This window comes from Hahella sp. KA22, from assembly GCF_004135205.1.
GTDB lineage: Bacteria > Pseudomonadota > Gammaproteobacteria > Pseudomonadales > Oleiphilaceae > Hahella.
This window is the reverse complement of sequence record NZ_CP035490.1, coordinates 4,288,069-4,312,817: the sequence shown is the minus strand read 5'-3', so window position 1 is coordinate 4,312,817 and position 24,749 is coordinate 4,288,069. Positions and strand designations below refer to the sequence as shown.

Sequence of the window (24,749 nt, the reverse complement as noted above, 5' to 3'; positions counted from 1 at the left end):
AGTTAAGCCGTCAGAAACGCGCAAACTCCCCGTAAAGGTATAATCTACCTACGTTTAGCGATGAGGATACCTACGAAATGTCGAAGTTTTACTTGTATTCAGTAACAACTTGTTTGCATATCTAGACTAGACTTGTATAAGCGCCAAAAGTAATTCGATCGGAAATACCGTTGGGCCGCCCAGTGTGACTCAGGCCGGCAAGGGAAGGTAAGGGAATGGTGAAGCATTGGATTTCTTCTGCCTCGCATTTCGGTTTGAGGGCATTGTCGTTGGCGCTTCTGATTTTTCTGCTACTCTCCGTCCCCGTCTATTGGTTAGCTTATTCAGTTGAAGAAAAGAGGGTGTTGGAGCAACAACAGAGGGCGCTGTATGAGCAGCTGCGCCACCGAGCTGAAACTCTTAATGAAGAAGTCGATGAGTTTAAGAGATATACCCTCTTTCTCGCCCAAACGCCTCCTGTCCCCGGCATTGTTCGCGCCGCCGCCAATGGCGGTTTTGATCCCAAAGAAGAAAACTCCATCAATACATTAAAAGAGCGCCTGACCACTATTTTTGCCAAGTTCATCGAGACCAGCGGAGAGATTTCGCAAATCCGTTTTATTGGGGTGGCCAATAACGGGCTTGAGCTGGTTCGCGTGAACAACCGGCGGAACGAAATTATCGCCGTTCCAGAAGGGCAATTGCAGCAGAAAGGCGGTCGCGATTACTTTCTCGCCACCCTTGAGCGGGCTGAGGATGAGGTATATGTCTCGGACTTCAATCTGAATCGGGAGTTTGGTGAAGTCGAGCGGCCGGATGTGCCCACATTGCGCGTCTCGACGCCTGTTTATGATGAGCAAGGCGCTTTGTTCGGCATTGTGATTATCAACGTGGATGTGAATACGCTCATTGCGGATCTGTTAAATGGGCTGCCGGGTGAACTCGCCATTTTTCTTCTGAATGAAAACAATGATTTTCTGCTGCACCCTGATTTAAGCAAGACCTTTGGTTTCGACAAAGACGAGAGCCATCGATGGCAGGACTATTATAGGCTGGTGGGAAACCGTTCTGGATTGGAACTGCATGATACCTCTGATGGTCTCGTTTATGCCGCCAGACGCACCCTGGCGCTAGATCCGTTGGATACGACCAGACATGTGACGCTTATTGTGAGTGTGCCGGAGGCTTTTGTTTTGACTCCGGCAAGGCAGGCTGGCGTGTTTGCGCTGGAAATGCTCGCGGGCGTTATTGGCATGATGGGCTTGATTCTGTATTTCTATTTGCTGTTGATGCGTCATCGGTGGCGGGAGACCCTGGAACAGGCTCGTCTGGCGGCGATTGTGAATAGCTCCAGTGAGGCGATAATCGGGCTGGATCTGAACGGACGGGTATCCGACTGGAATAAATCCGCGGAGCAGATGTTCGGATTTACCGAGAAAGAGGTTCAGGGCAAACCGTTAGACGAGTTAATTGTTCCGCAACAGGAACGGGAAGAAACCTACTCCGCGTTGCAAATGATCCGGGAAGGCCGCCCTGTGCGCAGCATCAACACGCAGCGACGCTGTAAGGACGACAGATTACTGGATGTATCCGTGGCGGCCTCGCCCATTAAAGCGGAGGAGGGGGATGTCGTCGGTTTTGCGTTCGCTATCCGGGATATTTCAGAGCAGGTGGCCATTCAACAGGAGGTATATAAGCTCAATCTCAGCCTGGAGCAGAAGGTCAGGCAAAGAACCATGGAGTTGACCATGGCCAAGGAGTGCGCGGAAAAGGCGTCCCGAGCCAAATCAGATTTTGTGGCGAATATGAGTCATGAAATTCGTACGCCGATGAACGCCATCATCGGCATGTTGCAATTAATGCAGATGACGCCTCTGAACAGCCAGCAAATGGACTATGTGGAGAAAACCACCGCCGCCTCCCGTTCTTTGTTATCGATCCTCAACGATATTCTGGACTTCTCCAAAGTGGAGGCGGGCAAGCTGACGCTGGACCCTCATCCCTTCAATATTGACCGGCTAATGAGTGAGATCAGCGCCATGATGTCCGCTAATCTGGGGGACAAAGAACTGGAGCTGTTGTTTGACATCGATCCACAGGCTCCTCTACATCTGATTGGCGATAGCCTGCGCCTCAAGCAAGTGCTGCTGAATCTGGTGAGCAACGCAATTAAGTTCACCCAGGAAGGTGAGGTCACGCTGTCGATACGCATGGTGAAACTGACCGCGCAAAGCGCCGCGCTGGCGTTCAGCGTCAGCGATACCGGCATTGGCATTTCCGAAGAACATCAGCAGTTAATTTTTGATGGCTTTTCGCAAGCGGAGACCAGCACCACCAGAAAGTTTGGCGGCACTGGCCTGGGGCTGGCGATTTCTCGCCAACTGGTCAACTTGATGGGCGGAGAAATTCGGGTGCAAAGTCGCCCCGGTAAAGGCAGCGTTTTTACGTTTACGCTGGAATTGCAACTGGATGACAATCACAGCCTGAACGCTTCGGTGGCCCATCCGCTATCGCAGAAGCTGCGTAACCTGAATGTGCTGGTGGTTGACGACAATAAATACGCGCAAGCCGCCATTGCCGATATCGCCCGTTCATTCGGTTGGGAGGTGCATATGGCCGCGTCGGCGGCTGCCGCGATTGCGCAGTTGGAATCTCCAACCACTGGCCAGTTTGATGCGATATTCATGGACTACTGCATGCCGGGTACGGATGGGTTGAAGGCCTGTCGTCGCATTCGGGGCATGACGCTGCTGGAAAAGCGTCCTCTGATTATCATGATGACCGCCCACGGCAAGAATGTGCTGGATAAGATGGGATTTAACTACAAATCGATTCTTGACGGCCTGTTAGTCAAGCCGGTTACTGCCTCCATGCTGTTGGATGCAGTCGTCAACGCTCAGGCGTCGCAATCAGGCGGGCTGGACGAAGACGTGTCCGCCTCCGACGCGTCAGCCAGTAAACCCTTGCTTGGATTACGTTTACTGTTAGTGGAGGATAATCTCACCAACCAGCAAGTCGCGACAGAGCTTCTGACGCGGGTGGGGGCGAAGGTGGAGATCGTGGGCGGAGGCAGGTGGGCGATCGCGGCGGTTAAAAAGGCGTCGCCCCAATTCGACCTGGTGTTAATGGATATTCAAATGCCGGATATGGACGGCTACACCGCTACTCGGGAAATTCGCAACACGCTGGGAGAAAAGCGCCTGCCTATTGTGGCGATGACAGCCAACGCTATGGCTTCCGATCGAGAGTGTTGCCTGATGGCCGGGATGAATGATCATATTGGCAAGCCTTTCGACATCAAGGAAGTGGTGGCGATCGTCCTGCAGCATACAGGCGGCAAAAAGATCCCTGCATCAGCCTTCAATAACAGTCTCCCTTCATGGCAGGAATTGATCGATGCGGGGTTGAGAATCGGCTTGGACGTCAGCGCCGCCTTGAAGCGCTTTGGCTCCAATATGGGCGCATTTCGTATGGCGGTTAGTTGCTTTGGCGTTGAGTTGTCCAAGGTGCGCGACTTCCTGTCGGACAGCGCGTTATTGAATAAAGCGCCATCTGAGTTATCCCGTGCATTGCATACATTCAGAGGCATCGCCGCTACTGTCGGCGCGGATGATTTGGCCAGGTTGACGCAGCAGGTGGAGCGCGAGGCGATTCATGGCTCATACAGCAGCGGTCCGCTGGGTCGTTTGCAGGGTGAGCTGGACGCTATGAGCGACGCTATTCAAGGGCTGTTGGACAGCCTTAATCAGCAGCTGGCGCCGCCGGATGACGCCGATATTCCCTCCGCCATGATGTTGCGCAGGGAGGTCATTAAACTGGCGAAGCTGGTTGAAAACTCGGATATGAGCGCGATGACTCACTTTGAAGAGCTCCGAGCGAAGTACCAACGACGCTATCCAGACTACTTCAGTAAACTGGAAGCGCACATGACCCAACTTGATTTCATCGCCGCCCTGGGAGATTGCGACGATTTATTGAAGACAATCGGCTAGCCGTCTGCGACGGGCGCGTATGACGCGTTATCAATGGGCCTGGTACAGCTGAAAATACTGCATCGCCCACTTCTTGAATAAGCTGTTTTTGGGATAGTTTTCTTCCTGCAGACGCTCTTCGACAAAGCGCTGCATCTGCGTCACGTCTGAATTACGGGACGCAACGTCATACCAGCGCCGAACTTCTACTGCCTTTTTGGCGATTGAAAATTCATTGCGCTTCCCTGAGTCCTCCACGATACGTCCGATGGAAATATCAAGAATGGCGCCCAGACGAGACGCGTTTTGCTGGGTATGGATCAGGGCGGCGCCGGAGTTCTGTATTCCAGCAGTCAAAATCGAATAGTTGATGTACAAGGGGTGTTTTCCTCCTACTTCAGAGCGATCAGTGTATGCCGAATTGCAATGCTTCCTACAATATACTCTTATCGCCCGCCCGAATATTCGTACCGCTACGCAAAAATGAACACTGATATCCGTAGCGCTACGGAGCAGGGGCGAAATATTAGATGTAGGAAGCGTAGTAAGCTGGCGGGCCTGGTGGACAGGCAGTAGATGTACTGGGAGGGAAAACGCCACAGGCGTTCAGTAATACTACTGAGATATTCCCGAAAAAGTTCCGTAGCCTCCCGTATTACTCCCTCGCTGATAATTCCCTAAAGTAAGGTCTCGAAGATACGCAACCCTGGACAAGTCTGGCGCGCCAGCGTCATCCGTTTTGCGCCAGACTCTTTTTTCTTTCACTATCCGAAAAACTCAATAATGGCGGCTCCAAAAGAGCCAGTAGTCGTTATGCGCTGAGGTCCTTTATGATCAACGCCCCATTGATAGACGAGACGTGGAGCAAAATTGGCGTCACTTGCCAGAAACATGAAGCGTTAAATTGCATAAATGGGAAAATGCAGCAGCTTTCCGCTTTGGAAAGCGATAAGGCCCTCACGGAAGATATCCTGCGGCAAATCAGAATCTGCAAAAACTGGATGGACAATCTCAAACGCCATTTGGGCGGCGACGATCATATCACTCACCATTGCCTGACCACCGATGAGCTTGTCTTGCTGGAAAAGATGGTCAGGACACTGAATCAAGACGGCTCATAACTCAGATTGAGTCAATGGCTGGCGATCAGCCAGAACATCGCTCCAAGGCGGGCGGACCCTGTCAGGCGCCTTCGCTTTGAACCTGAAATCGCAACTGACGCGTGTCTGATCGGTTTGATTGGCGAATGTGCCGTGTTTTAGCAAGCCGCCGTCCCATAACAGGGCCTCTCCATACTTCAGCGTGAGTGGCTGGTAGATATTGCTGTCGTAACGCTCTTCACACCATACCGTGCAGGTTTCGAAGACGTCGGTGAAGGGGAGGTAGCAGTTGATCTGATCCAGTCTGCCGGTCACGTCCGCGTCGCGATGAAAATCGCTCACGCAGCTGGTCCCAGCCAGATGCACGCGCATTTTCGGATGCGCGGAATAACTGATCTTGCCGCCGTAGAGCGGGGCCAGCACATGGGCGATCCAGGCGTGATACACCTTATAAAACGGGGAGTCGTCAGGCAGGCGCTGCATCAGACTGCGCAGCGCCATGTTGTCCTGATAATGCAGTTTGTCCCGGTTATTCTGTCGCCGCCACACCACATGCAACTGGTCCAGTCGCCGCACTTTAAAGACATAGTGCGACAATACTCTCTGGAACGGATACTGCTCCGTATCGTACGTCAGTGTCAGGGCGCGGCTGAGCATCGGATCAAAACTCCACAGTGCTTTCGCTGCTGAGGGTCTGGCCGCGAAATTTGGCGGTTATTTTCATCGCGCCGCTGACTTTTCCTGCGTTGACGGCCACTCCGCTGACGTCCATGGCGTAAGTCTTGGCGACGGTTTTGCCGTCCTCGGCGTAGAGCGTCACCGCGACGGAGGTTGGCTTATCGTCAGTGACATTGGTGATCACGGTTTTAAGTAGTGAGCCATCGCTGCGCGTGATGGTTTTCTTATAGGCGGTGGTTTGGCCCTCCGCGTTTTTCATCGTGCTGGTGTGGGTCAGGTACTGTGGCGCTGAAGGCTGCGTCGGCGTGGCCATCAGTTCTTCTGCTTGAGCCGTTGTATTGGTTGTGCTGGTTGTGGTGGCCGCCGTGGGCGAGGTGAAGGTTTTTATGGTCTCGATGGAGCTGGCGTCCTTCAGGTTGGTCGTGGTGATTTTGGCGTGACCGCCAATGGGTTTGCGGCGGTAGTTAAACTGTGTGTTGGCGTAGTCCGTTTCGATCAGAAACAGCGGCGTTTGTGTGTCCGGGTCCAGCGTGCGGCTTTGAATTTTGGCGGGCGCTCCGCTGGCGTTGTAACTGGCGTCCGTCATGGACATCAGCTTTTCCGCTGCGTTGTATTCCCGGGTATGAACCGTGCTGTTGATGGCTCGCAGTTCATTGTCGAATGTCGCGCCTTCGTACGATGAAACCACTTTACTGAGGACCTGGTTGTTGGCGTAGTTTTGCGTGACGGTATTTGACGGGACGCCGTTTTGATAGGTCACCACTGTTTTGTTCTGCAAGGCTCCGCTGGGATCGCTGACGCTGTAGTGGGCTTCACCGCCGTCGATTTCGTTACGGGCGTTGAACTGGGTGTTTTGGAACTCCGTCAAAACCTGTGACTTCATTGCGGCGGAGACAGGGTCGAAATTTTTAGTGTGAATCTGGTCTATGCGGCCGCTGGCGTTCATGAATACATTGGATTGTGAGTTCTCTGCGCGCGCGGCGTTCTTGGAGGAGACGGAGAAGTAACCGCCGATAATGCGGTCGCCGACGAATTTGGTGTTGCTGTAGTCGATGTCCGTATAGCCTTCCACGCCGCCTTGTCCCTCCGGCGAGTAATGGCGAAACGATCCGCTCGTTATCAGCTCATTGGCGTAAGTGACGAAGCCGTCGCTACGCAGGGTTTGAGAATCTCCGCACCGGGATGTGAATTTGACCTGGCCGCTGTGAATGGTGGTGGCCGGCGTCCATTTCACATTACCGAAATCCGCTTCCACCTGCTTGGCGACGCCACTGGCGAAGCGATTGTTGATCTGCGTTTTGGCCGAGGCGACATTACCGTTGGCGAAGGCGAGGGTGGAGCTGTTAAGCGTATTGCCATTGGCGTCCGTTGCGGTATGACTCAGGGTTCCACCCTGAATGTCGCCCTGCGGGGACAGTTTTAGGTTGGCGTAACTGGTTTTGGAATAGGACGCGATTTGCTTGCCGTCCGCCCCGTAATGAGTGGTGCTGGCGTTCTGCGGCAGGCTGGCGACGACGCCCGCCAACTGGCTGACGTTGGCGATATTTTCCGACGCTTCGAGGTGATCGCTGAGTTCGTGTGTGGCGTTCAAGGCGCATTCCTCCTCAAGGATTAAAGAAGATGGGTTAAATAGCGATTGACGATGAAAGTCGTGAGATTGAACTTTTCCCACTTATGCCATAACAGCAATCCTCCCTTATGGCTGTTATGGCGCGCGATATCCGCCAAGTGGCGCGCGGCCCAGTCAGGCAGAGTCGGTCCGCAATAATCGGGCGTCGTTGGAGAGATGGAGGAGCCGTAGCAGGTGAAAACGCCGTCCTCTTCGTTAGAGCGGGTGGCGCCGTACAGCTCAATGGAGTTGATGATGGGATCACGCAAAAAGGTCGCTTCCCCTTCGTAGCAGGCTTTGTCGCCGCCGCGCCAGCGCAGCGTCCCCCTGTTAAAAGAGAACTCTGAAACAATGCGCTGGTTGATCGTCAAGCCAGTCTCCGACACATTGAACTCGTTGATGTCCCGGTAAAAGCGTCCGTCGGTGCGAACGGCGTATTCTCCATAGATGGCGCTAATGTCGTCACACCCGCTGAAACTGCAGGCTTGGGCGCTAAGCGCTTTACGTTCCGGGTTGGCTTCCAGGGCGACAAAAGCGGACTGGGCTCCGTCGCTGGCGGCGTCGCTCCAGATCTTGCCGATCAGCCGGCGTGCGCCGCTGGCGTCCACGTCCAGGCGCAGAAAGCCGTGATGGGGAACCTGACCGCCCGCCTTCCAGCGAATGGCGCCGGAGTCAAAAGTAAAGGATCGGATACGGACATCGTTGATGTAGATAACGCTCTTATGACGCTGTTTGCGGGCGCCGATAATCGTTATCGCAAACTGCTGCTCTGGCTCGATATAAACCCCGGTCCAGGGGAACAGATTATTGCGGAAGATAAAATCAATGGCCCCGCCCAAATGCGCCCACTCAACCTGATAGTTCCTTGATTTTAGCCAGGTCTCGAAGGCGGCTCTGGCTTCCGCTTTGGGCTGTCCCCCCAGTGTTTTCAGCAGCTCCATCGCGACGGACTTTTGCGTCAGACAGGCGGTCACCGTCGCTTCTGTGGCGGGGGAGCGGATATAGGCGCCTTTGGCGGCGATTTGAATGGCGCCGGAATCCCGCGACGCCAGCATCGCCCGCTCACGATCTGATAACGAGCTGAAACGAGGGTCCTGCAGCGCGGCGCCGGGATCGCGACGATAAAGATCCTGCAAGCGCGTATCGAAACGCAGCTCAATCAGGAAGCGGCTGGCGGCGGTTTCATCCTGCCATTTGTAGGAAGCGGGGATGCGAAAGCGCTTAAATGCGTCGAAGGCTTTCATTTCCCGTGGGCCATAACGGTCGATTTCACGCAGGGGCGAGCGGGGCGTCAGCAATTTTTGCCCGGGTTCGATGACGCCCAGATCGACGGCGGTTTGGTAGTCCGTCGGGACCGCCTGCATGGGCGGAATATAGAACGTGGACAGGCCTGTTATTTTGATCTGATTTTCAGGATCATGCAGCGCGCTGAGGCGATAGGTTTCGATTAGCGGGTCAATGGTGGGATAGCGGGAGCCAATGTAGTGAGTGACTTCATAATCCACTCCGTAAATAGACTGCAGCCAGTGGATGAAATAAGAAAACTTATTATTCAGGTATCCTTGCCGGCGATAACCCATTTCTCCAATCAGGCCGACCTGCCATAACACCACATGAAGGCTGGCGTCCAATTGACGGCGTCGGATCAGGCAGTCGGTGGCTTCGTGAGTCTGCAGGCCAGGGTAGCAAGGGTCGATGCCCAGGTCGGAGCACAGTGTGTCCAGCGCGCAGACACCCGCCTTCATGGTGGCTTTATAGCCCTCCCGCCGCGCCAGTTTGATGGCCCGATGAGTGGATAACACGAATATGCCCGGGTGGCCGTAGAACACCACTACGACCTTGAGTCCCTGCCGCACCCAGTAGAGCTGGGCTTCCGTCATCTGCATGTAAGTGGTGTAGCGGACTTTGTCTTCTCCGTACAGCACGTACAGATCCAGCGAGTCCGGTCGCAACTGCTTGAGCCAGACCACGGTGGCGGGGTCGGCCACACAGTACAGCACCTTGTCCGCTTCCTCGATGAGGCGGATGTCGCCGACGGAAACGCCAATGGTCTCGATGCCGGTTCCCAGAATGATCAGCTCGCCTTGTTTTGAGCCGGCGGGAATTTCGCCTTCTTCCACCTCCCTGACTTTGTCTCTCAGCGCAGCGATGCCTTGCGCCAGTTCTTCCCAGTGCTTCTGATGGTCTTCATATTTAGGGTAAGCGCTCGCCATGTATTGTTCTCCCTTAAAGAATTTTGGCGACGAATTTCAGGGCGACGCTGGCGCCGACTTTTAACGGCAGTGTTTTTCCCTGATAGGTGTAGCTGGCGAGTGTGGTGTACGCCTTCGGCCAGTCGCTTTGCGCGGAATACTGCGCCATGGCGTTGACCGCCGCGTTCTCGTCGTCCTGACTCCAGCGCCAGGCGTTGAAGGCCTGATCCTCGGCGTCGTTTTTCAGGGACAGGATGCCGGATACCGCCATGTTCTGTTCGTCAGCGCTGGCGCCTTGATCCACGTAGTAGGAGAAGGTGGTCCAGCGTTCCTGAATCGTGTTGGCGGGGTTTTCCATATAATCCATGAGCAGGCCCAGTGGGGCCGCTTCGGAAGGCTGTTCGTCGGCGTAGCTGGCGCCGGCCTTTTTGCCCCACATGCCCAGCAGTTTCTGGGCGGCGGTCATGCCACCCATCACCGCGGCGTTTTTAAGCACAAACTTGAAAATAGCGCCTTTATTGGCCCACAGAGACTGGCCGATGTTCTTCACCAGCGAGCCCAGGGCAGAGCTGTCGACATTGATATCGGTGTCGATGTCGGTGTCGATATCAGTCACGTTGTCGACGACATTGTCCACGACAGTGTCTACATCGGTATCGATGTCTACATCGATATCCACATCTACGTCCACCACCACCAGAGCGTCGATATCTATGTCAATGTCCACATCGATATCTACGTCTACATCCACATCCGTATCCACGTCGGTGTCTACGTCCACGTCGACATCCACGTCCACATCGGTGTCTACGTCCACGTTCACCAGATCGCCATTCTCCGCCGCGGCGCTGGTGAACTTGCTGGATATCCATTGTGCGACGTTACTGAGGTCGGATTTGACGGCGCTGATCACCGCCTGGCCCCCGGTTTTCAATGCGTTGAACAGCGTAGGCAGGTTATTCGCCAGCGCAATGACTGTCTGGCTGATCATGACGATGTTAATGGCGGTATAGGCGGTGTACGCCAGATCATAGGCGGACATCCACCAGGCCAGTTGCGGAACCTGATAGGGCTGGACAATGACGTCGTCGCCATCGACTTTGCCGGTAAAGAACAGTTCGTAAACGCCGGCGTCGCCGCCATGCATGATCATGTCCTGCATCACCGCGCTGAGATTGACGCCGCTGGTGTCGGTGGCGCCGTTGGAGGTCAGCGTCCCTTTGCTCAGCGTCAGCTCCACCGTGCTTCCGCTGGTGGGTTGATACAGAGCGCTGCCATCAGCGCCGAGAATAATCTGGCCGCTGCTGTCTTTCGGCAGCACCAGCGGAATAATGGGTTGCGGCGGTTGTGGGTTGTAGCAGTAGAGGGTCAGACCTTCGCTGCCGGCCCAGGCGCGCACGTCGTTTTCCGCCCAATAGGAAACGGAGGAGAAGGTGTTGTAGTCAAAGCCGACATTGTTGTCGGAGAACCATTGGTTCAACTTCTGGTTCTGTTGCGTCAGGTCGCTGTTGTTCAGAATGATGTCGTTGACCGCCAGTGCGTTGGGACTGTACGGACTGCCTTTGTAAGCTTTGTAGAACGCAAAGGCTTTCTGTGCGCTGGTGAGGTCATCAGCAGTGATGGTGACATTGGTGTCGCTCAGGATATTGGTGACCTGATTCAGCAGTGGCATGCCGTCGGACTGGCGCGCAAAAGAGAGGTTTTCCAGAGGGTTGGAGGGGGTATAGGTCTTCTTGGAATTGGCGGCGACGGAGTCCACTTTGGTGTAAACCGGGTACATCGTGCTGGGATTATCCGCCGAGGCGCCGGAAGGCACGGTAAACGTATAGATATCGAGAGCTTCGCTATATTGATTGTCGATGTTAACCACATTCGCGGCCATGCGGATCTCCTTCAAGCGTGGGTAGGGCGTGACAAAGGCGACGACGGGAGTGCGCGTCGCTGCGCATCCCGTCGTCAATGGTCAATGAAGTGGGTGTTTAGAAATCTTCGAATGGCTTGATTTCGTCTTCCGCTTTGGGATCGTCGTTGGCGGCGTCCTCTTCCGCATTTTTCTCGGAATTCTCGATATCTTCGCTGACTTTTTCGCTGGCGGCCTGATTGCTTTCGATCTGCGCCTTCTGCTCGCTGGAAATGGTCTGATCGAGGGACTCCGTCAGTGCGGAGGTATTGGCCTGAATGTCTTTGAATGCGCTGGTCTGCTCGGTGACGACATCATGGAGATTCTCTTCTGTGGCGCTGTTCAGCGCGTCATTGGAGTTCTTGATGCTGGTGGCGCTGGATTCCAGTTGCTCCAGCTGTTGGCCGTTCATTTCGCTTTCATATTGCGCCTGAATTTCCAATGTGCTGGCTTCGGCTTTCAGACCTTCTTCCAGATTAATGGCGTTCAGATTGTCATCAATGGAGCCCCGTTCCGAATTGATTTCATCCAGTGCGCTTTCGGTATCCTCCGGCGCGTTCTGCTGGCCATTGGTGAGCTTCTGCACGGCAGTGTCGATCTTCTCGTTCAGAGCCTTCTCAAACGCTTCCTGCTGTTGCTTGAACAAATCCTCAGTGGTGGGCTCCTTGGCTTTGCCGCGGTTCTTGACCCACTTGAAGATGCCGTACAGAGTCGATCCCACGAAATGCAACATCATCACCGCGCCGCCAATGGTCATGATGGAATTGAATACTTGCGCGGAGTTTTTCGGGTGGAAGAGGGTATTCCAGAATTCCGAACTCTGGTCAGTGCTCAGTTGCGGAGAGTCGAACCCAATACAGGTTTCCCCGGCGATGCTGCCGGTTATAACCGGAATGATTTGGGTGTCGGACGGGTTTTGGGTGAAGACGCGTTTCAATTGAAATGTGCCTTTCACCGCTACGTCCGGGATATCCGCGTTTACGTTGTCCACAAATAAGGCGTTGGTGTAAGTCAGCGTTTTGGCTTGCGAAGAGTCCACATCGACAGTAGTGGTGTCGGAAGGGTTTTTGGCTGGTGTAAAGGTACAGGTATAGCCGGCGTTGGGTTTGCTGAGATCCAGCGCCGATGGTTTGGTCAGAGAGAGTGTGCCCACAAAGGACGTGGTTTTACTGTCGCTGCTGTACAGGTAATAGGTCGTGCTGTCATATTGCGCCCACACGAACGGGAACTTGCTGTAGTAGGACTCCACCGCAACCAGGCCCGCCAGGGTGACGTTCTGGAAACCCTTGGTGGACGCAAAGAAAGCATTGACGCTATTGGTGATGGAATTAGCCACATTGTCGGAAGAATTCGCGCTGCCGTCCGCCTGACCCTGCGCAGTGGTTTGCGCGCCGTTCATGGCGGCTTCATAGTCTTTGGTTAACTGGGAGGTAGGGTAGGCGGCGATGGTCTGATAGAACGTGGCTGCATTGGCTATGGACTGCTGTTCGTCCGCAGTCACTGTTTGCGCCGGAAAGGTGACTGGCGAGCTGAAGATATTTTGCATGACGCCGATATTGTCTACCGGGAAATACCAGCTGGAGGTGCTGGCCAGCAGGTTATAAACCAGCGAATACTGCTGCTGTTTGGTATTCGGATCAGTGTAGTACTGGTCCAGATAAACCGTTCCGGAACCGTTCTGACTGATCACAGTTCCGCCTTCGAGCAGAGATAGAATTTCCAGATCCTGATCGTAAACGCTGGCGTTCTGTGTATCGCCAGGAGCCTGGGAGGTTGTGGGAGACAGAATAACGATATCAGAGGTGCAGCTATTGCTGATCACACACTCTTTGCTTTGGTCTGGTTTAGTGGTGGAAGCGGCTGTTGACATGGTACTGGTCCTTGTTAATCGTTGTAGTGAATGAAAGCGTCCTTCGTACTACAAACTTCGCCTTGCGGCAGTGCGTGCGCTTCCTTACTCACGGCGCGAGAACAGAGGTAACTCGGCTTGTCTCGCAGGTCCCTGAGAAGCGCGCGCGGGAACGCGCCATACTTTTCGGCGGTTAGTCAGAGGAACGACTCCCCCGATGCGTCATAACTGTTTAGTCAGGATTTCCGGTTTAAGCAAGGCGGCCATGGAGAAAAAACTAAAACAGTTTTGTCTTACTTTTTATGGGCTGATCGCGGCCGGTTATATCGGGTCGTCAGGCCATTGTTATATATTGATTTATCCTGTTTTAGTTTTTAACTAATGGCGCTTGTATTATAAAAGTGTTTGCTTTTTATAAAGTTAAAAAGCATATGTGATATTTTGGTGGGTTATGCCAAATGATTAATGTAATAAATCAAGATAAGAGTTTAACAAAGAGATTAATAAGAGAAACTCAATGACACTACTGATATCCATGCCCATGTTCACGGAAGAGCCGCGAATTTCGCTTGCGAATATAGAAGCGTTCGCCCTTGAAAACTGGACGGATGTAGACGCGTTCAAGGACGCCACGGAGGAGGAGGGCGCTATATCTTTTACGGTGCGAGACTCCATTGTCGCGATTGGAATCATGCCGGCGCCAATCCCCTGGAGCGATCTCGAAGGCCCTTGCTCCACCAGCTGTTTGTGGGCTAATGCCAAAGAGGAAATCAGCGGCCATCAATATCACTTGGTCGTAGCGGTAAGCAGTGAAGCGCTCTCCAGCGTTGAAGCCGCTATCCTTCTAACCCAAATCAACGCCGCATTGTTGGCGGTGGTCCAAGGAGCGATTGGCGTGTTTTGGTCCCATGCGTCATTGCTGATTCCCCGTGACGTATTCATTGAGTTCGCCCTCAGTGTCTTGCCGGAAGGTTCGCCCGTGCCTATTTGGGTGGACATCAGAGTGGGGCCAGGCGAGCAAGGCGCGTCTACCGGGTTTACAACAGGATTGGCCGCGTTTGGCATGATGGAAATCGAAGCTATCGATGCGCCTGAGAGTATGGCTGACCTCAAAGACAGGCTAACTGGCCTGGTGGATTACCTGCTCCAGAATGGCCCGGTAATTAAAAATGGCGACACTGTGGGCGAAGATGAAAATGAAAGAATCAAAGTGGTTTATAAGAAGTCCAAATTGGGCCACAAAGGGAAAGTGATGAGACTTAACTACTCGAATGGAAAGCCGAAGAGATTCAGCCTGAAGTTCTGGTAACTTAACGAACCGCTGAAAAACTTTAACGCCGCAAAGGCGCCGCAGGTAGTTTTTCAGCGGCTTCTTAATTTCGGATACCATGATGCGCTGACTCGGGGCCTGACGCTCCGGAAATGGTTAAGGAGTTGAATCATGATTTCAGGTAGTTGCCTGTGCGGCAGAGTGAAATACGACATTACGGGAAAAGTGGGCGACATCATCCACTGCCATTGCAGAACCTGCAGAAAAGCCCACGGCGCCGCTTTTTCAAGTGTGGCGCGAGTGGACGACAATGACTTCAACCTGCAAGGCGGAGAGCACCTGAACTCCTTCGAGTCCTCCCCAGGAAAATCCCGCTTCTTCTGCTCATGTTGCGGCACGCAGGTCTACGCGAAAAGAGAAAACACCCCCTTCATCATTCTACGACTGGGCTCCTTGGACAATGACCCACAATCCCAGGAAAGAAGCCACATCTGGGTCTCCAACAAAGCAAGCTGGTATGACATCAACAAAGAACTGCCGGTGTATGATGAGTATGAATAGCTTTGCTGAAGAGCTTAAATACGAAACGTCTTTTCTATGAAAACTCTCTGAGGAAATTGTGCACTGAGATTGGACCAGAACACGCCAATGGAAGCATTTTGGAGAGAGCATTTCGTGTGCATATTGGTTGAATAAAAGATATTCGCCTTGAGCTGTTTTAAAGTCATCTTCTACAACCTTATATTCATGGCGGACGACGCCAGATGGATATTTTAATGCTGGCCTGTAGCTATTATTAGGAAATTAAAAGTGGAGAAAATCGAGTACTACCCATACCTGTTCAGACTGGAAAATACTGATCGCTACCTTATTTGGTCAACGGAAAGCCCCTCAAGGATTTCCCTGATTAACGGTAAGCTCGCGCAGTTTTCTTCCATTTCTCATCTTGAGGATTTTGCCAAGTTAATTGGAATTGAAATAGAAAAAAATAGTGACCCAATATTAGTGGACTTGGATCTAATTATTAGATTTATCCAAGCCCCACAGAAGAGTAGCTTCGACGCAAGTCAATCCCTATCTGCATGGAATTTGATCGACGACTCACTCTTTAGCTGCCTTGGGGAGACTAATAGCTTTAGGAAAGAATTTCGGTCAAAGCGGTCTCTTTATGAAAAGCTTTTCTTTGATAATAACTATTACTTTTATGATCGTAGTAGATCTTCCTCAGGAATTACCTGGAGCAACGCCAACATAATAGAAATCGCTGAAATACTAAGCCTGGGGACTGGGCTGTTTAGAAATAACTTAACTGACATCCAATAGAGGTTAAAAGCGCATGGGAAATTCAGGCCACTGCGTCGACCAAACCACAGATAGGTGTGAACGTCTACTTCATCCGTCGTGCATAATGATCTAATAGACTCGTTTGACGCAGGGAAAAATCTTTACCTCCGTGGGCGTAAGGCTCTTGGGATTAGGTTTGGGCTCAGTTTTGGACTAATGGAATAAGTACAAATCAAATTTAAAAAATGAAAACAACAATCGAAAAATTTAAGAGCCAAATTGTCCGTAAAGCGATTGTCTTTGATATTGGCGGGTTTCAGCCTCCAGAGGACCCATTAGGTTCCTGGTTCGGCAAAGTGACTTCTGGTAGCAAAGGGGAGGTCTGGCCTGAGTATGCTGGACGCCCCATGCATGGCCTTGCGCAAATCAATCTTACAGGGCTGCCATTTAAACCCGAAGGGCTTGAAGACCTGGCATTCATTAGTATCTTTATCTGTCCTGATGAGCTTCCAGATCACGACCCAAATGGGACGAAGTGGCTGATCCGGACTTATACAAACATTTCCGATCTTGTCCCATTGCAGAGCATTGCAACAGAAAGCTTGATTAAAGCCTTTCCTATGAAGCCTCGGGTGGTTGAGCAGGATTTCCCTTGTTGGGAAGACTTACCTGTAGACTGCCCTGATGAGTTCGAAGATGAGTATTACGACCTGTTTGAAAACGTCGATGGCTTTAAATTAGGAGGCTGGCCAAGTTTGATTCAATCGGAGATCTTCTGGGCTCCACGGAATAAGCACGACGCCGCCCCGGATTATGTTTTTCAAATCGACTCCACTGAAAAGGGCGGGTGGATGTGGGGGGATAATGGCGTCGGCTATTTTGGTCGCGGGACTGTTTCTGGCAAGAAAAACGAATGGGCGCTGGAGTGGCAGTGCTTCTAACTCTCGCCATGCGCTGATATTGACGCGTCAAGCAGGCCCTCTCAGATTCTCTCGAATCCCTCCCAGAAAGTGATGTAGAACATTTAATCTCATCTTAACTTACTGTTTATACGGCAATTAACTTACTATCTAAGTATCTTGGTGGTGTTTGAGCTGAGAGGTTAATGCGCCGATTTTCGTTGGCGTTATTGATCATGTTGTATGAGCAGAAAGAGGTATCCGAAGGGGATTTATTTCCCCTGGTGGAAATTAGAAGTTTGGCGAAGTAAGGAGAACAGAAATGCCAGATGCGAGAGCGCGTATTTCAGAGGCGACCAGGTCCAGTACGAGTTGGTTTGGCCAGTTGGTGTACGGAACGAACAAGTTTCTTGCGGAGAATAAAGTGCCTTTGAGCGATCAAAGCGCCAACTTTGTGATAGAGAACGCGAGAAGAGCGAATGAAGGCAGAATTTTTTCCAGCACGGCGCACAGGCTGGAAGCCTGGCATTGGCTGCGGGAGTGGCGCAAACCGCAGGACATGCAATTGAAAAACGCGGTAAGCTCTTTGGACCCTAACTGGTATCTGAGAGGCGTTGTGTTGAATACAGCAGCTTCGTTTTGGAACTGCATCGACCCCGCCAGTGAAGGACCGGAGTTCGCGCAAACGGGATTTGATCCCGGCGTTGACGCCTATAATCTGTTTAAGCGCTCGGCAGGCTAGGAGTCGAGGACTTCTGATCAACGCTGCGCAGTGTCGCGCAGCGTTATTGGCGCAATTAGAATTTATCCCCCATACCACACTGTCTTGGTCTGCACGTACTGCTCCAGTGCTTCCAGGCCTTTGTCCCTGCCGCCGAAACCGGAGGTTTTGTAGCCGCCGAAGGGCGTGGCGATGTCGCCTTCGGAGAAGCAGTTGATGGAGACCGTGCCGGCCTTGATGGCGCGGGAGACCCGTTGAGCGCGGCGCAGGTCGGAGGTGTATAGAGAGGCGGCCAGACCGTAGCTGGTGGCGTTCGCCAAGTGAATGGCTTCGGCCTCGGTTTCGAAGGTTGTGACGGCGAGAACGGGCCCGAATACTTCCTCCTGAAACAACGTCATTTCCGCCGTGACTCCATCAAAAATCGTGGGCTCAACGCTCATGCCCGCTCCCAGTTTCAGAGCTTCGCCGCCTCGTATTAACTTGGCGCCTTCCTCTTTGGCCGCCTTGATATAACCACAGACTTTTTCAAAGTGCGCGGGTTCGATCATCGGTCCGATAGCCGTCTCCGGGTCTTGCGGATCGCCGACTTTCCAGCCGTCCACCAGCCGCTTTTGCAGTATTTTGAGCAGCTCGTCCTTCACGTTTTTGTGAACGATCAAACGCGAGCCGCAGCTGCAGTTTTCCCCCATATTCCAGAATGCGGCGGAAAGAATATTGTCGGCGATTTCCTCCAGGGCGTAGCTGTCCTTGAAGATAATCTGCGGACTCTTGCCGCCGCACTCCAACACGATTTCCTTGAGATTACTTTGCGCGGAGTAGGTGAGGAACAGGCGGCCCACCTCGGTTGAGCCCGTGAAAGACACCATGTCTACGTCAGGGTGCAGCCCCAATGGTTTTCCGGTTTCCTCTCCCAGGCCGGTAACCAGCGTCAGTACGTCTTCCGGGATTCCCGCTTCATGGGCCAGTTGCACGATGCGGTAGGCGCTTAAAGAGGTCAGCTCTGCGGGTTTGATCACCTGTGAGTTGCCGGCGGCCAGAGCAGGCGCGGCCTTCCAGGCCAGCATCAGGGCGGGGAAGTTCCAGGGCAGTACGGCTCCGACCACCCCAATAGGCTCCTTCACAATCAGCCCCAGGTTGTCGCTGGCGGTGGGTGAAATCTTTCCAAACAGCTTATCGACGGCTTCGGCATACCAGGCGATGGTGTGAATAGTGTCGGGAATGTCGGTATTCAGGCACTCTGTGATGGGTTTGCCTGCGTCCAGGCAGTCCAGCGCCGCCAGCTCTTCATGGTGCTCCTTCAATAGAGTCGACCAACGCAGCATGATGCGTTTGCGTTCCCCCGGCGACAGCGTTGACCAGACGCCAGATTCGAACGCGGCGCGACCGGCTTTCACCGCCGCATCCACATGGCGGCCGTTGCAGCGCTGTACCCGTCCGATGACCTGCTGATTGAACGGGTTCAAGGTGTCGAAGTGAAGCTCATGGCTATTGTCCAGGCCGGGAACCAGCGCGCCTGCATAAAGCTGAGCGTCTCTGGCTAACTGAAAAACATCTTCTTTTTTTATTGGCATGATGGTTTTTCGTCCTTGTTGTTATTGATTTACGATGGCCGCCGCCAAGGCTTCCAGAAATTCCGCTTTGTCTTCTTCGCTGATCGACGCCAGTGGCGGACGGGTGTCGCCGACGGGATAACCGATGTAAGCGCAGCCGACTTTGGCTTTCTGGTTATAATCCGCTTTCTCCTGATTCTTGAGGGCGGGAAGGATTTTACGCATGCCGTCCCGCAAGCGCTGATAATCGCCAGCTTGCGCCGCCTCGATCAACGCCACATGTTCCTTGGGAAGATAATTGGCGGCGCCGCCAATCCAGGAGCGCACGCCCCAGAAGAAATAATCCGCCGCCTGATCATCCGACCCGCATACCACTTGGAAGTTCGGTAGATTCGCGTTGATCAGGGTCAGTGCGCGACTGAAATCGCCGCTGCTCTCTTTGATGCCGACTATGTTTTTATCCCGGGCCAGCTCCATGACCGCTTCTATGCTGATCTCCACGCCGGAACGGGCAGGGAAGTTGTACATGATGATCGGCATACCCACGGCCGTACTGACGCTTTGATAATGCTGAATGATTTCGTGTTGCTGAGGCAGGCAGTAAATGGGCGGCGCCAGCATGAGGGCTTGATAGCCCATCTCTCTGGCTTCTTTCGCTTTGGCGATGGAGCCAGCGGTGTGCGTATCGTTCACGCCAGCGATCAATAGCGCGCGACTGCCTACATGCCGGGCGATATACGCCATCAGGTCGCGTCGCTCCTCGACACTGAGCGTATAGTACTCGCCGGTGGTGCCGCAGGCGACGATCCCTCGTACGCCGGATTCTATGAGGTGGTCAAGTAATCGGCCCAGCGCCGGATAATCAATCTGATTCCGGTCATCGAATGGGGTGACGACAGGGACCAGTACGCCATCTATGTTCATCCTTATTACCTTTCGCGTTCGCTTGTTTTTGTTTTTCCTGCTCAGCCGCCTTAGGTCTGTAACAGGGCTGGGCTGGAGTCATCGCTCTTCATCTTATGTAAACGGTATATTGTATACAATATACGAATTGATGTTTCTTCGTACGTTTATCTCGGTTTTATCTCTGTATAGAGGACGACAGGGCCTGACATGTGCAGGCCCTGTCGTTGCAGGCCAAAAGAAGGAAGCTGTTTGTCCGCCGGGTGACCGGGTGAATAGTGAGTCGAAAGAGAACAATGTAAAGCTGAGAAGTTGGCGTCCGTGCCGGGGGGCATATCCCTATCTGAATGGGTGAAGCGTCTCCGCCAACGTAAGTCAGCGGGGGCCGGCTTTAGCCTTCAACAGGTTGGGCAGACCGGATGCGTTGTCCAAGTCATAAGGATACAGCTGAACGTCATAGAACACGCTGTCGCCCGTGTCGCGCTTTTCATCTGTGGCGGACGAGCCGGCGTACACGTTGCCGGTAGCGTTTAAATAACCGGACTCATTCCAGTGTGGATAGCGGGCGTTTTCGAAGTAATTGTTCTGAATCAGCCCTTGCGCGCCGTTAGAAGCGTTAATGGAGAAATAAGTGATGTTTCTCCAGTAGTTGTTGTAGATGTGGGCGCGCGTGTTGTAACCATATAGCTTGGGGTTGCGTCCTGAGGCGCGGTCCCAGAAGTTGTGATCAATGGTCGTCTGACTGTCCTGCACCAACATGGTGTAGTGATGCTGATTGCCGCAGACGTTGGGATTATAACCGTCGAAGTGGTTCCAGCTCAGCGTCAAATTAGCGCTGTTTTTAATATCAATATGCCCGTCGCTGATCATTTTGGTTTTAATATGATCCACCCAGATATGACTGGCGTTTTCGATGGAAATGGCATCGCCGGCCTCCACCAGGTGGGGGTTCACGTTCTCGATGGCGACATTATTAATAATGATATTTTTTACGCCGTAGATATTGAGTGTTGCGCCAATTATTCGACTATTTGCGCCTTGGCCCAATAGCGTCTTATTGGACTTAACCTGAATACGGCTTTCGTTACGGTTAACGGATACAGTTGCATTATTTGGGGCCCCCAATTCTTTACAAGTCTGGTCCCCAACGGGTACGCGGTAGAAGGTTTTGCCGGGATCCTGATATGAGGGACAGGAAATGGCGCAAGCGGCGACTTTACGCACCGGCGTGCGGCAATCGATGGCGGTATTGGCGGGAATAACGACAGTTTTGGGGCCATCGGAACTTAATGCTGACGTGAGAGTCTGGCAGTTGGTCGCGACTACTGTTTCACCTGCCGCTCCGCCCGTGGTGGTGGCGAGGCCGTCAGCGCCTCTTTGCCCGGCGAACCCCTTCGCTTGATGGCAGGAGCCGTCTACGGGATTGAAATACCATCGTTGCAGGCCGCTGCCTGTCTCCGACGTTTGCACAATGCGGGCGCCGCTATCTTTTGCGCTGGCGGTCAACGCTTTGCCAGAGTGGCGGGCTCTGACGCTGTAGCCGCCGGAAGACGACTGCACCAGAAACCATTTTTGATTATCGCCGCCCCAGTAGGGCCATTGAATCAGTTCGGCGTTATCGTGCTGGGCCAGATTGAGCACATCCAGCGCCAGGTTGGAGTGCATGGCCTCAAACTTCCAGGAATTACCGCCGACATCCGTCGCTCGGAATTGCTGGTTCAGAGAGCCTTTGCTGCGCCACTGAATCAATGACGCTCTCTCCAATGGGCTGCTCTTTTCAATATCCAGCGCCAACCCCGTTTCCCTGTTAACGATCGTATAGATCTTGCCGCTGACAGGCGCGGCTTCACAATTGGAGGCATGGACGTAGGCAGAGGGCAGAAGCGTGCAGGTGAGTAAGGAAAGACTGGCAAGGCAGGAGCTAATCCTGTGAGTCTTTATATTCATTTTTTATCCTGAATTTGTTTATTTGGTTTTTTGGATATTCGGTGAGCTGGGGTAAATATATATATGGAGTGTATTGGTGTACATGTAACGGAAAGTGATTTGTGAGAGTGGTCACGACAATATTAAATTATAATTCTATATCCTGGGGAAGAGTGTGCTTAAAGGGATAGTCCTAATGGTTTGTTTGGGGGGCGAAGTTAGTAGGGTATATATGGGGAGTCTGATTGAACGCCATTAATTAAATGGCATTCAATTAATATTTGGTGGAGTGGATATTTGTAATACAAATGTATATTTATATTGATAACATGCCAATATCATTGCCATGTTATTGGGATATTCCCGTCAGGGAGGTCTGGCGTGGCGAGAGCGCCTGACTTTTCGACTCTCAAAAGCGGCTCAGGCGCAAAGACTGTATATCCACAGTCGGCGTCTGATCCGTCGCTAACTGACGCACCAGTTCACCGGTCAGCGCGGCCTGAGTCAGCCCCAGATGCTGATGCCCGAAGGCGAGTATGATTTGGCGTCGCTCGCCCACGCGGTCAATGACTGGCAGTGAGTCGGGCAGAGAGGGACGGAACCCCATCCAGGTCTCGCCCTGGGCGTCGTCCAAACCAGGCAGTAGCGCACGGGCGTGGGTGGCGAGCATGGTCGCTCTGCGCATGTTGGCGGGCTGTTTCAAACCGCCAAATTCGACTGTGCCGGCAAGACGCAATCCTTCGCTCATGGGGGTCATAATGAAACGCCGCTCAGCGGAGGTGACCGGAATCGACAGGGAGGCTCCGGCGTTGCGCAACATCAGGTGATAGCCGCGCTCCGTATCCAAAGGAATCGACTTACCGGTGAGTTGCTTCACCAGCGGTTTGGACCAGGCGCCTGCCGCCAGCACCAGCTTGGGAACCCGAATCCGGTCGCCGTCGCAATGCAGCAGTACGCCATCCGTCGTTGGCGTGGCGCTATTTACCATTCTGTTTAGCAGCGTTCCGCCTCGGGTTTGGAATAGCGCTCCCAGGGTGCGGGTGAGATGGTATGGGTTGGCGGTATGGCCTGTTTCCGGAAAAAACACGCCATGTTTGATTGTAGATCCCAATCCGGGCTCCAGATCTCGCGCCTGAGCGCCATTAAGAACCTGGGTTTTGACGCCGCGAGTGCGCAGCGTGTCCAGCGTAGTCTGATAGCTTTGAAAACTGGCGTTGCGTTCGAAGGTCAGCAAGGAGCCATTGACCCGGATCTGGCTTTCCTCGCCGGTACCCGCCAACAGGCGACGCCAGGCGGGCAGGGAGGCGGCGTTCAAGGCTTGTAACGCCTTACCGCTGCGGTTGTAGGAGGCTTCGCGAGTATTGAGCATGAAGCGGAGCAACCAGGGGGCGATATGAGGGAGATAAGACCAGCGAATCGCCACCGGTCCCAGTGGGTCCATCAGCATGCCGGGAATCTTCCACAATAGACCTGGCGTGGCCAAAGGCAGTATCTGCTCTGTAGCGAAATGGCCTGCATTGCCCCGGGAACAGCCTTCGCCGACCCCTCGACCGTCAATCAGGCTGACCTTCATGCCCGCTTGCTGCAGCGACAGGGCGCAACAAACCCCGACAATGCCGCCTCCCAGTACTGTGATGTCCGTGTCCAGCTCTTGCATCGAAAGCCCTCTTCATTTGTGAAATTGAATATTGTATAAAATATACATTTATCTGGGGGCGGACAATCCACATCCAGACACTATGGCTGCTGATCGGTGGATTCGCTCTAATGACAGCCCAAGCATCACTGCAAAAATAAGACAAGAAGGGATATGGATATGAGAGAAGGCACGTTTTTCTGTATCGACGCGCATACCTGCGGCAATCCGGTGCGCCTGGTGGCGGGGGGTTATCCGGCATTGCCGGGGAGCACCATGAGCCAGAAGCGGCAATACTTCATGGAGCATTACGACTGGATTCGCCAGGCGCTGATGTTTGAACCCCGCGGTCATTCCATGATGTCCGGTTCCATCGTCTATCCCCCTTGCTCCGAGGACGCCGACGCATCGATCCTGTTCATTGAAACCAGCGGCTGTCTGCCCATGTGCGGTCATGGGACCATTGGAACTGTCACGGCGGCCATCGAGAACGCCATTATTCGTCCGCGGGTTCCCGGCAAACTGATCCTGGATGTGCCGGCGGGCAAAATCGCCATTGAGTACGAGCAGCAGGGCGCTAAAGTCGAAAGCGTCAAAATCTATAACGTGCCGGCTTATCTTGCGCACAGCGAAGTGGCGGTACAGGTTCCTGAAATTGGCGAACTGGTGGTGGATGTCGCCTATGGCGGCAACTATTACGCCATCATTGATCCGCAAAAGAACTTCCCGGGGTTGGAGCATTTCAGTGTGGATCAGATTCTGCGCTTCAGTCCGCTGGTGCGGCGTATTGTCGATGAAGTGGTGGAGTGCGTGCACCCTGACGATCCCACCGTACGCGGCGTGTCCCATGTGCTCTGGACCGGCAAACCTGCGCAGCCTGGCGTGGACGCCCGCAACGCCGTCTTCTACGGCGACCGCGCCATAGACCGTTCTCCTTGCGGCACCGGCACCAGCGCGCGAATGGCGCAATGGTTCGCCAAAGGTAAACTGAAAGTTGGCGATACTTTTGTGCATGAGAGCATTATCGGCAGCCTGTTCCATGGCCGGGTAGAGGAAGCAGCGACGGTGGGACCGCATACGGGGATACGTCCGAGTGTACAAGGCTGGGCCAGAGTCTACGGCCATAACACCATCTGGGTGGACAGCGAAGACCCCTACGCCCATGGATTTGAAGTGAAATAATAAGCGCCCGGCACAAATCTTCGCTCGCCCAGAGGAAATTTTCATGACTACTGCGGCGAGCGCCTAAAATGATACTATTAATCCCGCGGCTAGCCGCCGC

At 53.3% G+C, this 24,749-nt stretch carries 18 protein-coding genes; 8 read left to right on the top strand and 10 right to left on the bottom strand.

All coding sequences use genetic code 11. From position 1 onward, the window contains the following. Window positions 1-341: 341 nt before the first annotated feature. A complete protein-coding gene (locus EUZ85_RS19040) occupies window positions 342-3,971 on the top strand; it encodes a response regulator (RefSeq protein WP_164887292.1) in 3,630 nt (1,209 codons plus the stop codon). 30 nt (window positions 3,972-4,001) lie between these two features. On the opposite strand, the gene EUZ85_RS19035 is transcribed toward EUZ85_RS19040, so the two are convergent. Next, the gene (locus EUZ85_RS19035; RefSeq protein ID WP_127970909.1) at window positions 4,002-4,328 is read right to left on the bottom strand and encodes a hypothetical protein; all 327 of its coding nucleotides are present in this window, start codon (window positions 4,326-4,328) and stop codon (window positions 4,002-4,004) included. 452 nt (window positions 4,329-4,780) lie between these two features. Here EUZ85_RS19035 and EUZ85_RS19030 point away from each other — a divergent pair, with 452 nt between their 5' ends. Next, window positions 4,781-5,071, top strand: coding sequence for a hypothetical protein (locus EUZ85_RS19030; RefSeq protein WP_127970907.1), 291 nt, complete (start codon window positions 4,781-4,783; stop codon window positions 5,069-5,071). On the opposite strand, the gene EUZ85_RS19025 is transcribed toward EUZ85_RS19030, so the two are convergent. The 5 genes from EUZ85_RS19025 to EUZ85_RS19005 all read right to left on the bottom strand — a co-directional run bounded on the left by EUZ85_RS19025 (window position 5,066) and on the right by EUZ85_RS19005 (window position 13,299). Further along, complete coding sequence (locus EUZ85_RS19025) at window positions 5,066-5,707, bottom strand: streptomycin biosynthesis enzyme StrG (RefSeq protein ID WP_127970905.1); 642 nt, start codon at window positions 5,705-5,707, stop codon at window positions 5,066-5,068. The two genes, EUZ85_RS19030 and EUZ85_RS19025, sit on opposite strands and share 6 nt — an antisense overlap. Before the next feature lie 4 nt (window positions 5,708-5,711). Further along, window positions 5,712-7,319: a hypothetical protein gene (locus EUZ85_RS19020; protein ID WP_127970903.1), complete on the bottom strand. Its 1,608-nt coding sequence runs from the start codon at window positions 7,317-7,319 to the stop codon at window positions 5,712-5,714. Between the two features lie 20 nt (window positions 7,320-7,339). Continuing rightward, window positions 7,340-9,550, bottom strand: a complete 2,211-nt coding sequence (locus tag EUZ85_RS19015) for an SAM-dependent methyltransferase (RefSeq protein ID WP_127970901.1) — start codon at window positions 9,548-9,550, stop codon at window positions 7,340-7,342. Between the two features lie 13 nt (window positions 9,551-9,563). Continuing rightward, complete coding sequence (locus EUZ85_RS19010) at window positions 9,564-11,411, bottom strand: hypothetical protein (protein ID WP_127970899.1); 1,848 nt, start codon at window positions 11,409-11,411, stop codon at window positions 9,564-9,566. A 97-nt stretch (window positions 11,412-11,508) separates the two neighbouring features. Then, entirely contained in the window at window positions 11,509-13,299 is a 1,791-nt protein-coding gene (locus EUZ85_RS19005; protein ID WP_127970897.1) for a hypothetical protein, read from the bottom strand. Between the two features lie 496 nt (window positions 13,300-13,795). On the opposite strand from EUZ85_RS19005, the gene EUZ85_RS19000 reads away from it, so the two are divergent. From EUZ85_RS19000 to EUZ85_RS18980, 5 genes are all read left to right on the top strand, one after another. Next, window positions 13,796-14,587 (top strand): DUF4261 domain-containing protein, encoded by a 792-nt coding sequence (locus EUZ85_RS19000; RefSeq protein WP_127970895.1) that lies wholly within the window; start codon window positions 13,796-13,798, stop codon window positions 14,585-14,587. Between the two features lie 132 nt (window positions 14,588-14,719). Further along, window positions 14,720-15,109, top strand: coding sequence for a GFA family protein (locus EUZ85_RS18995; protein WP_127970893.1), 390 nt, complete (start codon window positions 14,720-14,722; stop codon window positions 15,107-15,109). Between the two features lie 249 nt (window positions 15,110-15,358). After that, a complete protein-coding gene (locus EUZ85_RS18990) occupies window positions 15,359-15,871 on the top strand; it encodes a hypothetical protein (RefSeq protein WP_127970891.1) in 513 nt (170 codons plus the stop codon). A gap of 206 nt (window positions 15,872-16,077) precedes the next feature. Further along, window positions 16,078-16,773 carry a DUF1963 domain-containing protein gene (locus EUZ85_RS18985; RefSeq protein ID WP_127970889.1) on the top strand — a complete coding sequence of 232 codons (696 nt, stop codon included), beginning with the start codon at window positions 16,078-16,080 and terminating at the stop codon, window positions 16,771-16,773. 280 nt (window positions 16,774-17,053) lie between these two features. Beyond that, entirely contained in the window at window positions 17,054-17,473 is a 420-nt protein-coding gene (locus EUZ85_RS18980) for a hypothetical protein (RefSeq protein WP_127970887.1), read from the top strand. A gap of 62 nt (window positions 17,474-17,535) precedes the next feature. Here the strand turns inward: EUZ85_RS18980 and EUZ85_RS18975 are convergent, their stop codons facing one another. The 4 genes from EUZ85_RS18975 to EUZ85_RS18960 form a co-directional block, all read right to left on the bottom strand. Then, a complete protein-coding gene (locus EUZ85_RS18975; RefSeq protein ID WP_127970885.1) occupies window positions 17,536-19,023 on the bottom strand; it encodes an aldehyde dehydrogenase in 1,488 nt (495 codons plus the stop codon). A gap of 21 nt (window positions 19,024-19,044) precedes the next feature. Continuing rightward, complete coding sequence (dapA, locus tag EUZ85_RS18970) at window positions 19,045-19,926, bottom strand: 4-hydroxy-tetrahydrodipicolinate synthase (protein ID WP_127970883.1); 882 nt, start codon at window positions 19,924-19,926, stop codon at window positions 19,045-19,047. 354 nt (window positions 19,927-20,280) lie between these two features. Then, window positions 20,281-21,852 carry an RICIN domain-containing protein gene (locus EUZ85_RS18965; protein WP_127970881.1) on the bottom strand — a complete coding sequence of 524 codons (1,572 nt, stop codon included), beginning with the start codon at window positions 21,850-21,852 and terminating at the stop codon, window positions 20,281-20,283. A 388-nt stretch (window positions 21,853-22,240) separates the two neighbouring features. Further along, on the bottom strand, window positions 22,241-23,488 hold the full coding sequence (locus EUZ85_RS18960; RefSeq protein ID WP_127970879.1) for an FAD-binding oxidoreductase: 1,248 nt from the start codon (window positions 23,486-23,488) through the stop codon (window positions 22,241-22,243). 153 nt (window positions 23,489-23,641) lie between these two features. Between EUZ85_RS18960 and EUZ85_RS18955 the strand changes: the two genes are divergently transcribed. Next, window positions 23,642-24,649 carry a 4-hydroxyproline epimerase gene (locus EUZ85_RS18955; protein WP_241566805.1) on the top strand — a complete coding sequence of 336 codons (1,008 nt, stop codon included), beginning with the start codon at window positions 23,642-23,644 and terminating at the stop codon, window positions 24,647-24,649. The last annotated feature ends 100 nt before the right edge of the window (window positions 24,650-24,749 follow it).